Source organism: Micromonospora sp. CA-263727, assembly GCF_050942455.1.
Taxonomy (GTDB): Bacteria; Actinomycetota; Actinomycetes; order Mycobacteriales; family Micromonosporaceae; genus Micromonospora.
In genome coordinates this window covers 3,213,553-3,226,957 of record NZ_CP192031.1, presented here as the reverse complement: position 1 = coordinate 3,226,957, position 13,405 = coordinate 3,213,553, and the positions used below count along the sequence as shown (strand labels likewise).

14 protein-coding genes are annotated in these 13,405 nt (G+C 72.1%); 8 read left to right on the top strand and 6 right to left on the bottom strand.

Annotated features, from left to right (window positions below):
• Positions 1-75 precede the first annotated feature (75 nt).
• The 3 genes from ACQPYA_RS14190 to ACQPYA_RS14180 form a co-directional block, all read right to left on the bottom strand.
• Entirely contained in the window at positions 76-1,302 is a 1,227-nt protein-coding gene (locus ACQPYA_RS14190; protein ID WP_433533049.1) for a ricin-type beta-trefoil lectin domain protein, read from the bottom strand.
• Between the two features lie 243 nt (positions 1,303-1,545).
• Positions 1,546-2,544 (bottom strand): sporulation protein, encoded by a 999-nt coding sequence (locus ACQPYA_RS14185; RefSeq protein ID WP_433533048.1) that lies wholly within the window; start codon positions 2,542-2,544, stop codon positions 1,546-1,548.
• 140 nt (positions 2,545-2,684) lie between these two features.
• A complete protein-coding gene (locus ACQPYA_RS14180) occupies positions 2,685-4,124 on the bottom strand; it encodes a glucose-6-phosphate dehydrogenase (protein ID WP_433533047.1) in 1,440 nt (479 codons plus the stop codon).
• 208 nt (positions 4,125-4,332) lie between these two features.
• Between ACQPYA_RS14180 and pgi the strand changes: the two genes are divergently transcribed.
• Positions 4,333-5,967, top strand: a complete 1,635-nt coding sequence (pgi, locus tag ACQPYA_RS14175; RefSeq protein ID WP_433533046.1) for a glucose-6-phosphate isomerase — start codon at positions 4,333-4,335, stop codon at positions 5,965-5,967.
• 184 nt (positions 5,968-6,151) lie between these two features.
• Positions 6,152-7,048 carry a phosphotransferase family protein gene (locus ACQPYA_RS14170; protein WP_433533045.1) on the top strand — a complete coding sequence of 299 codons (897 nt, stop codon included), beginning with the start codon at positions 6,152-6,154 and terminating at the stop codon, positions 7,046-7,048.
• A gap of 83 nt (positions 7,049-7,131) precedes the next feature.
• Here the strand turns inward: ACQPYA_RS14170 and ACQPYA_RS14165 are convergent, their stop codons facing one another.
• Positions 7,132-7,524 carry a nitroreductase/quinone reductase family protein gene (locus tag ACQPYA_RS14165; protein WP_433533044.1) on the bottom strand — a complete coding sequence of 131 codons (393 nt, stop codon included), beginning with the start codon at positions 7,522-7,524 and terminating at the stop codon, positions 7,132-7,134.
• Between ACQPYA_RS14165 and ACQPYA_RS14160 the strand changes: the two genes are divergently transcribed.
• Both ACQPYA_RS14160 and ACQPYA_RS14155 read left to right on the top strand, forming a co-directional pair.
• Positions 7,511-7,642 carry an AAA family ATPase gene (locus tag ACQPYA_RS14160; RefSeq protein ID WP_433533043.1) on the top strand — a complete coding sequence of 44 codons (132 nt, stop codon included), beginning with the start codon at positions 7,511-7,513 and terminating at the stop codon, positions 7,640-7,642. The two genes, ACQPYA_RS14165 and ACQPYA_RS14160, sit on opposite strands and share 14 nt — an antisense overlap.
• Positions 7,643-7,762: 120 nt before the next feature.
• Positions 7,763-8,062, top strand: coding sequence for a BON domain-containing protein (locus tag ACQPYA_RS14155; RefSeq protein ID WP_433533502.1), 300 nt, complete (start codon positions 7,763-7,765; stop codon positions 8,060-8,062).
• Positions 8,063-8,198: 136 nt separating this feature from the next.
• On the opposite strand, the gene ACQPYA_RS14150 is transcribed toward ACQPYA_RS14155, so the two are convergent.
• Complete coding sequence (locus tag ACQPYA_RS14150) at positions 8,199-8,780, bottom strand: STAS domain-containing protein (protein ID WP_433533042.1); 582 nt, start codon at positions 8,778-8,780, stop codon at positions 8,199-8,201.
• A gap of 225 nt (positions 8,781-9,005) precedes the next feature.
• Between ACQPYA_RS14150 and ACQPYA_RS14145 the strand changes: the two genes are divergently transcribed.
• Together ACQPYA_RS14145 and ACQPYA_RS14140 are read left to right on the top strand one after the other, a co-directional pair.
• Positions 9,006-10,112 carry an L-dopachrome tautomerase-related protein gene (locus ACQPYA_RS14145; protein WP_433533041.1) on the top strand — a complete coding sequence of 369 codons (1,107 nt, stop codon included), beginning with the start codon at positions 9,006-9,008 and terminating at the stop codon, positions 10,110-10,112.
• Positions 10,113-10,221: 109 nt separating this feature from the next.
• Positions 10,222-10,392: a hypothetical protein gene (locus ACQPYA_RS14140; RefSeq protein WP_433533040.1), complete on the top strand. Its 171-nt coding sequence runs from the start codon at positions 10,222-10,224 to the stop codon at positions 10,390-10,392.
• Between the two features lie 31 nt (positions 10,393-10,423).
• Here ACQPYA_RS14140 and ACQPYA_RS14135 read toward each other — a convergent pair whose 3' ends face one another.
• Entirely contained in the window at positions 10,424-10,645 is a 222-nt protein-coding gene (locus ACQPYA_RS14135; protein WP_433533039.1) for a hypothetical protein, read from the bottom strand.
• Positions 10,646-10,894: 249 nt separating this feature from the next.
• Here ACQPYA_RS14135 and ACQPYA_RS14130 point away from each other — a divergent pair, with 249 nt between their 5' ends.
• Together ACQPYA_RS14130 and ACQPYA_RS14125 are read left to right on the top strand one after the other, a co-directional pair.
• Positions 10,895-11,896, top strand: coding sequence for a superoxide dismutase (locus ACQPYA_RS14130; RefSeq protein ID WP_433533038.1), 1,002 nt, complete (start codon positions 10,895-10,897; stop codon positions 11,894-11,896).
• Between the two features lie 165 nt (positions 11,897-12,061).
• The gene (locus tag ACQPYA_RS14125; RefSeq protein WP_433533037.1) at positions 12,062-13,393 is read left to right on the top strand and encodes an extracellular catalytic domain type 1 short-chain-length polyhydroxyalkanoate depolymerase; all 1,332 of its coding nucleotides are present in this window, start codon (positions 12,062-12,064) and stop codon (positions 13,391-13,393) included.
• Positions 13,394-13,405: the final 12 nt, after the last annotated feature.

Here is a 13,405-nt window from a genome sequence, read left to right as displayed (position 1 = left end):
TCGGGAGCGCGGGGCGATCCGCCACGGCCGGCCGCGCGGTGGTCCGCGCGGCCGGTTCCGCTCCGTCGTGGCTCCTCAACGGCCGACCGTGCGCCAGGTCTGGTTGCCCTGCCCGGGGTTGCACGTCCAGATCTGCAACGGGGCGCCGTCGCTGCTGTTCCAGTCGCGCACGTCGACGCACTTGTCCGAGTGCGGATTGCGCAGCATCTCCGCCTCGGCGACCCAGACCTGCGCCGGCCCGCCGTTGCAGTAGGCCAACTGCACCTTGGCGCCGTCGTCACGCGACGCCCACGCCACATCCATGCACTTGTCGAGCGCCACCAGAGACCCGTTGGGGCCACGCGAGAACTGCTGGGCAGCGGTGTCGTTGCACTTCCAGAGCTGCAACTGCGCGCCGTCGGCCGAGACGGCACCCGGCACGTCGATGCACTTGTCCTCGTAGCCGCGCAGCGCGAAGACGGACAATTCCGCGGTGACGGGCTGGTTCACGGGCGGAGCCGCCGAGGCTCCCCCGTTGCGGAAGGTGACCACGTAGTCCGCGCAGCCGGGACAGCTGAAGACGGTCTCGTTGCCCTCGACCCGGTCGTGGGTGGACCAGAGATAGGCCCGCGCCCCGAAGGGTCGGAGCGCGGCGGTGTAGGCGCTCTCCGCGTCCCGCTCCGGGTTGACGCAGTTGATCCGGTCGCCCCGCTGCGGATCGATCACGGCATGCGCCTCCGGGCAGGCGGCGAGCAACTGGCCACCGGAGCAGTCCCACCGGACGCAGCTTCCCGCCACCGCAGTCTGCGAACCGCCGGGCGTCTCGATCGTGATGGTCAACGACAACGCATCGACATAGCTGACGTTGTACCACGGGGCGCCGGGGTTGTTCTGGTCGAAGTTGAACTCGGCCAGACTCACCGGCTCCGCGCCCCGCTCGCAGTAGTCCACATAGGCGCCACAGTCACCCACGAGGCACTTGAACGTGCTGCCGGGGTCTCCGCTGCACCGCTGCCGGGCGAAGAACCTGCCCCGCCAGTGGCCCGGCGCCTCGGCATCCGGAATGACAATGCTCTTCGACTCTCCCGGCCGCAGCACGGGCAGGCCACTGATCCTCCGCGAGCCGTCCCCGCTCTCGCCCGCACCGACCCAGAGCGTCTCACCGGTCGCGTTGACGAACGTCACCCGTTCGCCGGCAACGGCCGCGGAACTGCTCGACATGACCACGATCAGGCCGAGCGCGAGCACCACGATGGCGAGGTAGACGACCTTCTGACTCAGCCATGGCCTACGGGTCGGGAACGAATCAGTACTCACAGTCATATGGCCCTCCAGCTGGCCTGACGGGCGGACGCAGAAGGTCCACGGACGAATGCGGCAGACGCACGCCCGCATGACGGCGCGGGACGGCTGCTGGTTCACCGGCCGCCGGCCCGGGTCGGAAATCCCGGCACGCCCAGCTCCCCACCGCAGGTCGTCCCCTCGTCACGGCCCACCGGCCAGCGGAACGCGGCTGACGGTTCCACGACGGCCCCCGCCGCCACACCGTTCAGCCGGACCGACGGGTCACTCGTCGTCGGCGCCGCCGTCGTCGTCCTCGTCGCCGCCGAAGGAGTCGAAGACCTCGTCGGCGATCATGCCACCGGCGAGGCCGAGCGCCTCGCCGCCGACCACGCCGGCGGCGACGGCCCCCATTCCGGGCCCGCGCCGCTCGTGCTGCTCCTGGTGCCCGCCGTAGGCGGGCTGACCGGGGATGGGCTGGCCGTATCCCGGCGCAGGGTGCTGGGCGGCGTGCCGCTCCAGGGCCTCGCGGAGCCAGCGGTCGACTTCGACGGCCCAGTCGAGCCGGTTGGTGTCGGCGTGCGCGGCCCGGTAACAGCCGGCGGAGCCGTGCCCGAAGGGGTTCAGGCCGGCCCGCCGGTCGAGCCTCAGGAGCACGTCCACGCCCTGCTCATCGGTCAGGAAGGTCAACTCGACCTCGTGGACCCCGTGGGCGTACTGCGGCGCGGCGAAGTACGCGATCCCCTGGTGGAACGGGAGGCTCTGGTGCGCCCCGGCGATCTGCCCACGCTCCAGGTCGGCGCCCTTGAACCGGAAACCGAGCTGACCGAACGCTTCGAGGACCCGCTCCTGCACCGGCAGCGGGTGCACCTGCACCGCGTCGAGGTCGCCCTTGTCGACCGCGCCCCGGACGGCTACCTCCGTGCGCAGGCCCACGGTGATGCCGGGCAGCTCCTGCCCGTAGATCGTGGTCACCGGGGTCTGGAACGGCATCGGGAGCTGAAACGGCAGGGCCAGCTGCTGCCCCTGCGCCAGGCGCAGCCCACTCGCGACCGGGGCGCGGTGGAACTCGAAGGCGACGTCGCGGTCCCCCTGCGTACCGTCGACCTCCACCCGGGTCACGAGGCCCACCACGACGTGGTCGATCTCCACGTCGTGGCTGCCGCCGGTCAGGTTCACCTGGCCGGCGAGGAGCAGCCCGGGCCGGGTGTTCGGATTGGACAGGACCGTGTCGACGCTGGGTGCGCCGATCCCGAAGGCTCCCAGCATCTTCTTGAACACCACGAGCTTCTCCCTTGGCTGCGGGTAAGCGGGCAGCGCCGTCCATGGTGGATCCCGGCGCGACCGGAAGCTAGCAACGCAAGCTGTAAAGTAGCTGAGAGAGATCAGTCAATCACCGTAAGTGAAATTGGTTCGGGTGCCCGTCAGCCGGTCACCTCGCCGATCAGCGAGTCACCCGGGCCGGCGGAGCCCGCCGGATATTCCTGTAGGGGCACCGTGTCGGCCTTCCAGGCGGCCAACACCGGCTCGACGATGCGCCAGCACTCCTCGGCGACGTCGCCGCGTACCGACAGGGTCGGATCCCCCTCGAACGCGCCGCGCAGCACCTCGCCGTACGGAGGCAGGTCGCCGGGGCCGAAGTCCGCCGACAGGCGTACCTGTTCGAGTTCGAAGGGGTCGCCGGGGCCGTTGATGTTGAGATCCAGGCCGAGCCGGTCCGGGCCGAATCCGATCCGCAACCGATCCGGATGCTCGTAGCCGGTGAGCCCGTCGGGCACCCGGGACGGCTGCTTGAAGGTGATGATCGCCTCCTTGCGGGCGGCGGCCGTCGCCTTGCCCGAACGCAGCCGGAACGGCACCCCGGCCCACCGCCAGGTGTCCACCGTCAACACAACCTCGGCGAGCGTCTCGGTACGGCGGGCCGGGTCGACACCGGGTTCGTCGGCGTAGTTCGGCAGCCGACGCCCGCCGATCTCGCCCGCCGTGTACCGGGCCCGCCGGCTGGCCGCCACCGGGTCGTCGTGCCACAGCCGGGCGGCCCGCAGCACCTGCGCCTTGCGGCCCCGCAGCTCCTGGGCGTGCAGGGTGGGCGGGGGGTCCATGGCGAGCAGGGCGAGCACCTGGAGCAGGTGGCTCTGCACCATGTCCACCAGCGCGCCGGCACCGTCGTAGTAACCGGCCCGGCCCTCCAGGCCCAGGGTCTCGTCGAAGACGATGTCCACGCAGGCCACGTGCGCGGAGTTGAGCACCGGCTCGAAGATCCGGTTGGCGAACCGCAGGCCGAGCAGGTTCAGCACCGTCGACTTGCCGAGGAAGTGGTCGATGCGGTGGACCTGCTCCTCCGGCACGAGGGTGGCCAGCAGGTTGTTGAGGGAGCGGGCCGAGAGGCGGTCGACGCCGAACGGCTTCTCCAGCATCAGCCGGGTGCCGGGCGGCAGGCCGACGCGGGCCAACGCGGCGGCCGAGCGGGCGGTCACCAGCGGCGGCAGCGCGAAGAAGATCACCAGCGGTCCCTGGCAGTCCCGCAGCAGCCGCCGCAGGTCCTCCTCGCTGGTCACGTCCGCGGGCAGGTAGCGGGTCCCCCGGAGCACCTCGGACTCGCGGGGGCCATCGGCGCCGACGGTGGCGAAGGAGTCGGCCACCCGCCGGCGCCACCGCTCGTCGTCCCAGGCGTCCATGCCGCTGCCGATCAGCGTCAGGCCGGGAACCGCCCCGCTGGCCACCAGCCGGCCCAGCCCGGGCAGCAGCAACCGCCCGGTCAGGTCGCCGCTGGCGCCGAGCACCAGCAGCGTCTGCCGTACGGGAGCGGTGGTGGCGGAACTTCCGGGGGCGGCTGCGGTGGCGCTCGGTACCGGCGTCGTCATTGCTCCACCATGCCCTGTCGCCGCAGCCGGCAAGCACCGGACCCGGCAGCGCACGGCCCCCGGGTCGCCGCGTGAACGGCCGAACGCTGATCGTGATCATTCCCCCGCGTCCGACTCGCGCGGCGATCTTCGTGTGGCAGTCTGGTCTCATCCCGCCGGCCGTACCAGGCCGGCGGTGTGCCGAACCTGCGAGGAGACGATCGATCCGATGGCTGCGGACGTCACCACCACCGACGAGTGGCAGGCCCTGCGCAAGCACGCCGACGAGATCCGCGGGACGCATCTGCGGGACCTGTTCGCCACCGATCCCGACCGCGGCGAGCGGTTGACCGTCGAGGTGGCCGGCCTCTACGTCGACTACAGCAAGAACCTGGTCACCGACGAGACCCTCGCCCTGCTGACCGGGCTGGCCGAGCGGGTCGGGCTCGCCGACCGGATCGCCGCCATGTTCGCCGGCAGCCACATCAACGGCACCGAGGACCGGGCCGTGCTGCACACCGCGCTGCGGCTGCCCCGCGACGCCACGCTCACCGTCGACGGGCAGGACGTGGTCGCCGACGTGCACGCCGTGCGGGAGCGGATGGCCCAGTTCGCCGACAAGGTGCGCGCCGGGCAGTGGCGTGGGCACACCGGCGAGCGGATTCGCACCGTGGTCAACATCGGCATCGGCGGTTCCGACCTCGGGCCGGTGATGGCGTACGAGGCGCTCAAGGCGTACCGCGACGCCGGCATCTCCTGCCGCTTCGTGTCGAACATCGACCCCACCGACATCCACGACACCACCGCCGACCTGGACCCGGCCACCACCCTGTTCGTGATCGTGTCGAAGACCTTCTCCACCCAGGAGACCCTGGCCAACGCCCACCAGGCCCGCCGCTGGCTGCTGGCCGGGCTCGACGCCGGCGAGGAGGCGGTGGCCCGGCACTTCGTCGCGGTCAGCACCAACGCCCAGCGGGTGGCGGACTTCGGCATCGACCCGGCCAACATGTTCGGCTTCTGGGACTGGGTGGGCGGCCGGTACTCGCTGCCCTCGGCGGTCGGCCTGTCGGTGCTGCTCGCCATCGGACCGGCGCGCTTCGACGAGTTGCTCGCCGGCTACCACGCCGTCGACGAGCACTTCCGCAGCGCGCCGCTGGCCGGCAACGCGCCGGTGCTGCTCGGGCTGCTCAACGTCTGGTACACCAACTTCCTCGGCGCGCAGACCCACGCGGTGCTGCCCTACTCGCAGTACCTGCACCGGTTCCCGGCGTACCTCCAGCAGCTGACCATGGAGAGCAACGGCAAGTCGGTACGCACCGACGGCCGACCGGTGTCGTACGACACCGGGGAGATTTTCTGGGGCGAGCCCGGCACCAACGGTCAACACGCCTTCTACCAGCTGCTGCACCAGGGCACCCGGCTGGTGCCGGCGGACTTCATCGGGTTCAGCGAGCCCAACCACGAGATCGGCGACATGCACGACCTGTTCATGTCGAACTTCTTCGCCCAGACCGCGGCGCTGGCCTTCGGCCGGACCGCCGAACAGGTCGCCGCGGAGGGGACCGCGCCCGAACTCGTGCCGCACCGGGTGATGGCCGGCAACCACCCGACCACGTCGATCGTGGCCGACCGGCTCACCCCGGCCACCCTCGGTCAGCTGGTCGCCCTCTACGAGCACATCGTCCTCACCGAGGGCGCGATCTGGGACATCAACCCGTTCGACCAGTGGGGCGTCGAACTCGGCAAGGTGATGGCCAACCAGCTCGCCCCCCTGCTCACCGGCGGCGAGGCCGACCTGGCGGGCGTCGACTCCTCCACCGCCGCCCTGATCCGCCGCTACCGCACCCAGCGCGGACGGAGTTGAGAGGTTGACCAGGGCCCCCACCGCCGGGACGCCGGGCTTCGACGCTGCGGCCCGGGACGCGTTCGCCAGCAGCATCAAGACGGATGGCCGGCATCCCTGGCCTGCGGCCACCCGGCCCTGCCACGGCACCTCGCCTTGGCCGCGTCGTCTCTGAGGTCCGGGTGACGGCTGCCAGACTGACCGGATGCCCCGCGAGTACGAGCCTCCGACGCCGGAGATCCTGCGGTGGGTGGCACACCACGTTCATCGACGCGGCCGGGTGAGGTCGGTCGCGCCCCTGCCGGGCGGAATCACCGCCGACATGGACCGGGTCACCGTCGATTCCCCGGCCGGGCCCACCGAGGTGGTGCTGCGCCGCTGGCCGGGCGAGGACTGGACGGAGGGCTTGGTGACCCGCGAAGCCGCCGCGCTCGCGGCCGTCCACGGCGGCGCGGTACCCGCGCCCCGACTCCTCGCGATGGACGAGGACGGGACCGAGACCGGGGTGCGGTGCACCCTCACGACCGCGCTCGCCGGGCAGCCGGAGCTGACCCCGGCCGATATGCGGTCCTGGCTGGGTCAGCTCGCGACCACGCAGGCCGCGATCCACGCCGTACCCGAGCATCCGCACACCCGGTGGGACGGGTGGTATGACGACAGCGCGCCCCTGGACTGGCTGCGCGACCGCGGCCTGCGTGATGCCGCCCGTGAGGCGGCCTCAGGGCCGCTCGCTGCGGAGAAGGTCCTGGTCCACGGCGACTACCAGCACTTCAACGTGCTGTGGTGCGACGGTCGCCTCAGCGGCGTCGTGGACTGGCCGAACGCGGCCGCTGGCAACCGGGGCAGCGACGTCGGCCACTGCCGGCTCAACCTTGCGGTGTTGTTCGACAGCAGGACGGCCGGTGACTATCTGGTGAGGTACGAGCGTGCTGCGGGAGTCCGGGTGGACCGGCGAGCCGACCTGCGCGCGCTGCTCTGCTTCGACCTCGGATGGCAGCGCTTCATCCCCCGTCAGGTCGGCGGGCGGGCTCCGCTCGACGTGGCCGGGATGCCGGATCGGGTCGCCGCCGCGATCCGCGACGCGGTGGACGGGATCGGCTAGCCAGCCATGGACACGACCCGCTGGCCGGAGCGGCGACGAGGGCCACGCCGCACCGGCGGACACCGGGGTTGGGACGTCTCCGCCTACGGCGCGGGTTCCAGCACGACGACTGGGATCTGGCGGCTGGTCTTCCGCTCGTAGTCGGCGAAGCCGGGATACGCGGCCTTCTGCGCACTCCAGATCCGTTCCCGCTCGTCCCCGGCGGCGACCCTGGCGACCAACTCGACCGTGTCCGTGCCGATCTCCGCCTGGACCTGCGGATGAGCGAGCAGGTTGTGGTACCAGTCGGGATTGGTGGGCGCACCACCCTTGGACCCGAACACGGCGTAGCCGCCGTCCACCTTCTGGTACATCACCGGGTGCACGCGAGGCTGCCCGGTGTCGCCAAGACCCTCGCTGCGGAGACCCTGGCCGCGGCGGTGGGCGGCAGCTTCGCCCGGATCCCAGTTCACCCCCGACCTGGTGCCCTCGGACATCCTCGGCACCCGGATCGACCGGGCCTCGAAGGGCAGCTTCGACGTCGAGCTGGGGCCGGTGATGGCCAACCTCGTCCTCGCCGACGACATCGCGCCGCCAGCCGCTTCACCGGTGTGATCTGTCATGCAACTGTCATCCAACCGTGCGGTCGACTCCAAGGTCGTTGCGCAAGGTTGTGGTCGATCGTGACGGCGCGTCGGGTCGCCGGCATCGACGACAAAGGAGACCGCTGTGGTGATGCCGTGGCCCTGGCCCATGCCCGACGACCATTCCTTCCGCGCCCTGTGGGACGAGCCGCAGGATCACGACGAGGACGTCCGGCTCGCCGCGCTGGTCGCCCAGCGGCTGAGCGCCGACTGGACGACCCGCCGCCAGCAGATCACGGTGATGGTGCAGAACCGCGTCGTGATCCTCACCGGCCTGGTCGCCGGGGCGGAGCACCGCCGGGCCGCCGGCGAGCTGGCCTGGGATGTCGAGGGCGTGGCGGACGTCTGCAACGCCCTGCGGCTCGCCGGCCACCGGCGCAGCCGCCGCTGATCTCCGGCCCGCCCGCGCAGCCCGGCACCGGCGGCGCGGGCGGGTCGGACGCGTCGATGCCGCCGGGCGGGTCGCTCGGATCGAGGCTGCCGGCTCGGATCGAGGCTGCCGGCGGAGTGGCGGCCGGGGTGCCGGCTCAGGCGCCGGAGCCGGCCGTGGTCGCACCGGCGGGGCCGGCGGCGGCGAGCTGCGCGAGCGCCTCGGCACGGCCCTCGGCGACGCGGAACACCTCGTCGAGGCGGGTGACCTGGAGGACGCGGCGGATCAGCGGCGAGGTCGCGGCGACGCAGAGGAGCGCGCCACGGTCGGCAGCGCCACGGTGGGCCCGGACGAGCAGCCCGAGCGCGGTCGAGTCGATCAGGTCGGTCCGGCCGAGGTCCACCACCACGTGGCCCCCCATGTCGGCCGCGTGCCGCAACGCCATCCGCAGCGTGTCACCGGTGTCGAGGTCCACGTCACCGGCGACGGTCACCACGGTCACGCCGCCGAGGTGCTCGATGCCGAGGATGCCACCGGGTACGCCGCCGGCGGCCGGGCCGAGCCGGGTGCAGTGGGCGCACCGGTGCGGGCCGGCGGCCAGCGGGGACCCGCTCCAGCCGTGCTCGGACACCAGGGTCCACACCACCTCGCCGTCCGACGGCGCGCGGGGACCGGCGACGGTGTCGCCGCAGTTGTCACAGGTCAGGGTGACCAGGTGGTCGTCCAGGACGACGGCCATACCGTGCTCCTTCCCACGTCTTCCCACGCCAGAGGGGTCGGTCCCCCACCCTGCCGGCAGCAGGTGGCGGGTACCGCGCGGACACGTGACGGTTGGGTGACGAATCGACTTCCGGCTGCTGGCCGGGTCGGATGGCCGACCCACGGGTGTGACATACGCCGCTCGACCTGGGAGAATGTACATAGAGAGATCAATTGATGACGGCGTGCGACGGGAGGTCGAGGGATGCGGAACAGACTGCCCGAAGACGAGCCGGTCGGCACACTGGAAGTGGTGCACCGGTTCCGGGGGCCGATGCCGACCGGGGTGACCGTGTCGCACCACGGCCGGATCTTCGTCAACTTTCCGCGCTGGGGCGACGAGGTCCCCGCGACCGTGGTCGAGTTGCGCCGCGGTCGCGAGGTGCCCTACCCCGACCTGCGCTGGAACACCCCGTCCGGCGACGACGACCCGTCGGCGTTCGTGTCGGTGCAGAGCGTCGTGGTCGATCCGGCCGACCGGCTCTGGGCGCTCGACACGGGCAGCCCGATGTTCCGGCCGACCTCCCCCGGGGGCCCGAAACTCGTCCGGATCGACCTGCGGACCGGCACGGTCGCCCAGGTGATCACCTTCCCGCCCGACGTGGCGCTGCCCACGACGTACCTCAACGACGTGCGGTTCGACCTGCGGCGGGGTGAGGCCGGGCTGGCGTACATCACCGACTCCGCCGACGGCGCGCCGAACGCGATCATCGTGGTCGATCTGGCGACCGGCGCATCCTGGCGTCGCCTGAACGACCATCCGTCCACCAAGGCCGAACCGCTGTCGAACTTCCGCCCGGTGGTCGAGGGCCGGCCCTTCCTGGTCCGTCCCCCCGACGGGCCGCCGCAGCCGGTGGGCGTCGGCGCCGACGGCATCGCGATCTCCGCAGACGGTGCCCGGCTGTACTACTGCGCCCTGGCCACCCGCCGCTGGTACAGCGTCGCCACCGACGCCCTGGCCGACCGCACGCTCGGCGAGGACCAGGTGGCCGCGACCGTGGTCGACGAGGGGGACAAGGGCGGTGCCGCCGACGGCCTGGAGTCCGACGACGCCGGCCGGCTCTACCTCACCAACTACGAGCACAACGCGGTGCTGCGCCGACGCCCGGACGGTGAGTACGAGACGGTCGTGCACGACCCGCGACTGCTCTGGCCGGACACCCTCTGCGTCGCCGCCGACCGGCATCTCTATGTGATCGCCAACCAGGTGCACCGGCAACCGCCGTTCCAGCGCGGACGCGACCTGCGGCGCAGGCCGTACGCGCTGTTCCGGACCCGGATCGACGCGGGACCGGTCCTGCTCCGGCGCTGACTGGCCGGCGGGCGCCCCGATCGGGTGGTGCCCGCCGCCGTGCCGGTTGTCCCGGCGGCCACCCCGCGTAGCGTCGAGAAGCAACGGCCACGAGCGTGAGGAGCGGGCGGTGACCGAGCCGGAGGAAGAGCACGAGAAGACCTCGAAGACCGATCCGGTGCTGTTCTCCCCCGACGGCGACCCGCACCACACCCTGGCGCAGGCGCCGCAACCGGACGAGCACCTGGCACCGCAGTTCTCCCATGACGGTGAGACCGACGCGATCGACGGCGAGCAGTGACGGGCTCGGGTGGCTCGCGCAGCGGCGCGCCTCAGAAGCGCTGCCCGGCACGCAGGGCGGCGGCCAGTTCGTCGTCGTAGGTGGCGAGTTCCCGTCCGTCGGCGGCATAGGCGGCCAGTCGCCCGTGGGCCATGCTCGCCGACCGGAAGGAGAACGTCCGCACGCCCGGATAGGCGGCCAGCAGCGGGATGGTGCGGGGCGGTCCGCCGGGAGCGGAGTGGTAGTCCAGGCGAGCCACCTCGGCGGAGACCACGCCGCGGCCACCCCGACCAGCACTCCGCGTACCCGTGACGGCGGGCCCACGGCGTCGAGCAGCGCCATCAGCACGATGAAGATGCTCGCCTGGCCGAACCGCAGGTTGCTCTGCACCGGGATCGAATTGAACGGCCGGGGGGCGAGGGCCGTAGATTGATGAGGACCGACCCCGGCCGTGCCGGGCTCCGGCGGCGCGACCACGCGGTCGGACCCGGCGACGGCCGGGCGTCCGACCCGAAGGAGGATCGTGAACCGGACCACCAGAACCGTGCTCACCACCACCCTCGCCGTCACGCTGGCGATGACCGTAGCCGCCGCGCCGGTGGCACACGCCGCAGGCCCGCCAGCGTCCCCCGACGGCGTGCCGGCCCTCGGCGGCGTGCCGGCGGTGGCGCGGGCCGGCGCCGCCCGGCCGAGCGTCATCTCCCTGCCGGACGGCTTCCAGCCCGAGGGCATCGCCACCGCCGGCCGGTACGCCTACTTCGGCTCGCGCGCCACCGGCGCCATCTACCGGGCCGACCTCGTCAACGGCAGCGGGCGGCTGCTCAGCCCGGCCACCGGGACGCCCTCGCTGGGCCTTGAGGTGGACCATCGGGGCCGGCTCTTCGTCGCTGGCGGCACCGGCGGGGACGCCCGGGTGGTGGACACCCGCACCGGCGCCGTGCTGGCGAGCTACCGGTTCGCCGCCGCGCCGACCTTCGTCAACGACGTCGTGCTCACCGAGCGGGCCGCGTACTTCACCGACTCGTACCGGCCGGTGCTCTACCGGCTGCCGCTGGGCCGCCACGGGGCGCTGCCGTCCGCCGCCGGCTTCACCACGATCCCGCTGACCGGCGACTTCGCGCAGGTCGGCACCGAGATCAACCTCAACGGCATCGCCCGTACGCCGGACCGGGCGGGTCTGATCGTGGTGCGTTCCAACACCGGCACCCTGTTCCGGGTGGACCCGGCGACCGGTGGCACCACCACGGTCGACGTGCCGGGCCACACCTTCACCAACGGCGACGGACTGCTGCTCGTCGGGCGCACGCTCTACGTGGTGCAGAACCGGCTCAACCAGATCGCCGTGGTCGAGCTGAACCGGGCCGGCACCGCCGGCCGGCTGGCCGGCCTGATCACCGATCCGAACTTCGACGTGCCGACCACGGTCGCCGCGGCGCTCGGCCGGCTCTACCTGCCCAACGCCCGGTTCACCACGCCACCGACGGAGACCACGCCGTACACCGTGATCGCGGTACGTCCACGATGATCGGCGGCGTCGGCGGGTCCGCGCGGCGCGGGCCCGCCGACGCTTGCCACACCCACCCGCCAGAACTGATAATCATCGATGTTCCTGAGCCGGACGAGATCGGGCACCGGGCAGCCCTCGATCGGAGCACCGCCCTGTCCACTTCCGTCCGGAGGACCTGTCTCCATGAAAAAAACGATCAGACTGTGGTGCGCCGCCCTGGCGGCCGTCGCCCTGACGGCGCTGGCCGCGCTCTCCGTAGCCACCCCGGCGTCGGCGGCGGCGCTGACCGAGGTGACCAACTTCGGCACCAACCCCAGCAACCTGCGCATGTACCTCTACGTACCGGATCGGGTCGCGGCCCGGCCGGGCCTGCTGGTCGCGGTGCACTACTGCACCGGCACCGGGCCGGCGATGCACTCCGGCACCCAGTTCGCGGCCCTGGCCGACCGGTACGGCTACATCGTGGTCTACCCGTCGGTGACCCGCAGCAGCCAGTGTTTCGACGTCTCCTCCCCGCAGGCCCTGCGGCGGGGCGGCGGCAGCGATCCGGTGGGCATCATGTCCATGGTCGACCACGTCCGGCAGCGCTACCCCGTAGACCCGGCCCGGATCTTCGTCACCGGCATCTCCTCGGGGGCGATGATGACCAACGTCCTGCTCGGGCTCTACCCGGACGTCTTCGCGGCCGGCGCCGCCTTCGCGGGCGTGCCGTTCGGCTGCTTCGCCACCACCAATGGTTCGGAGTGGAACAGCGAGTGCGCCAACGGGCAGGTCAGCCGGACCCCTCAGCAGTGGGGTGACCTCGTGCGCAACGCGTACCCGGGCTACAGCGGCCCGCGCCCGCGGATGCAGACCTGGCACGGCACCAACGACGAGATCCTGCGCTACCCGAACTTCGGCGAGCAGATCAAGCAGTGGACCAACGTGCACGGCCTGAGCCAGACGCCGACCTTCACCGACAGCCCGCAGTCCGGCTACACCCGCACCCGGTACGGTGGCTCCGGCGGCCAGGCGCCGATCGAGGCGATCAGCATGCAGGGCGTATCGCACAACCTGCCGGTCGACGCCGCCCAGGCGCTGCGCTTCTTCGGTCTCGACAGCACCTCGCCGACCAGCCCGCCGCCGACCCCCACCCCGACGGCCACCCCCACCACTCCCCCGCCGACGCCAACGCCGACGCCGACCGTGCCGCCGGGCGCGGGCTGCCGGGTCTGGTACGCGGTCAACGCCTGGAACACCGGGCTGACCGCCGAGGTGACCATCACCAACACCAGCGCCACGGCCGTCAACGGCTGGAGCCTGGCCTTCATCCTGCCCGGTGGACAGACCATCACCAACGGCTGGAACGCCACGTACTCCCCGACCTCCGGCGCGGTGACCGCGCGCAACGTCTCCTACAACGGCGCCATCGCCGCCAACGGCTCGGTCAGCATCGGCTTCCAGGCCAACCACACCGGCAACAGCGGACGCCCGGCCTCGTTCACTCTCAACGGGACGCCCTGCTCGGTCGCCTGACCCGGGTCACGC

What these genes read in the sequence shown, in the direction of transcription:
- ACQPYA_RS14190 (WP_433533049.1), bottom strand. Translation starts at nt 1,302, where the DNA reads ATGACTGTGAGTACTGATTCGTTCCCGACCCGTAGGCCATGGCTGAGT.
- ACQPYA_RS14180 (WP_433533047.1), bottom strand. Translation starts at nt 4,124, where the DNA reads ATGACGACGCCGGTACCGAGCGCCACCGCAGCCGCCCCCGGAAGTTCC.
- pgi (WP_433533046.1), top strand. Translation starts at nt 4,333, where the DNA reads ATGGCTGCGGACGTCACCACCACCGACGAGTGGCAGGCCCTGCGCAAG.
- ACQPYA_RS14170 (WP_433533045.1), top strand. Translation starts at nt 6,152, where the DNA reads ATGCCCCGCGAGTACGAGCCTCCGACGCCGGAGATCCTGCGGTGGGTG.
- ACQPYA_RS14165 (WP_433533044.1), bottom strand. Translation starts at nt 7,524, where the DNA reads ATGTCCGAGGGCACCAGGTCGGGGGTGAACTGGGATCCGGGCGAAGCT.
- ACQPYA_RS14155 (WP_433533502.1), top strand. Translation starts at nt 7,763, where the DNA reads ATGCCGTGGCCCTGGCCCATGCCCGACGACCATTCCTTCCGCGCCCTG.
- ACQPYA_RS14150 (WP_433533042.1), bottom strand. Translation starts at nt 8,780, where the DNA reads ATGGCCGTCGTCCTGGACGACCACCTGGTCACCCTGACCTGTGACAAC.
- ACQPYA_RS14145 (WP_433533041.1), top strand. Translation starts at nt 9,006, where the DNA reads ATGCGGAACAGACTGCCCGAAGACGAGCCGGTCGGCACACTGGAAGTG.
- ACQPYA_RS14125 (WP_433533037.1), top strand. Translation starts at nt 12,062, where the DNA reads ATGAAAAAAACGATCAGACTGTGGTGCGCCGCCCTGGCGGCCGTCGCC.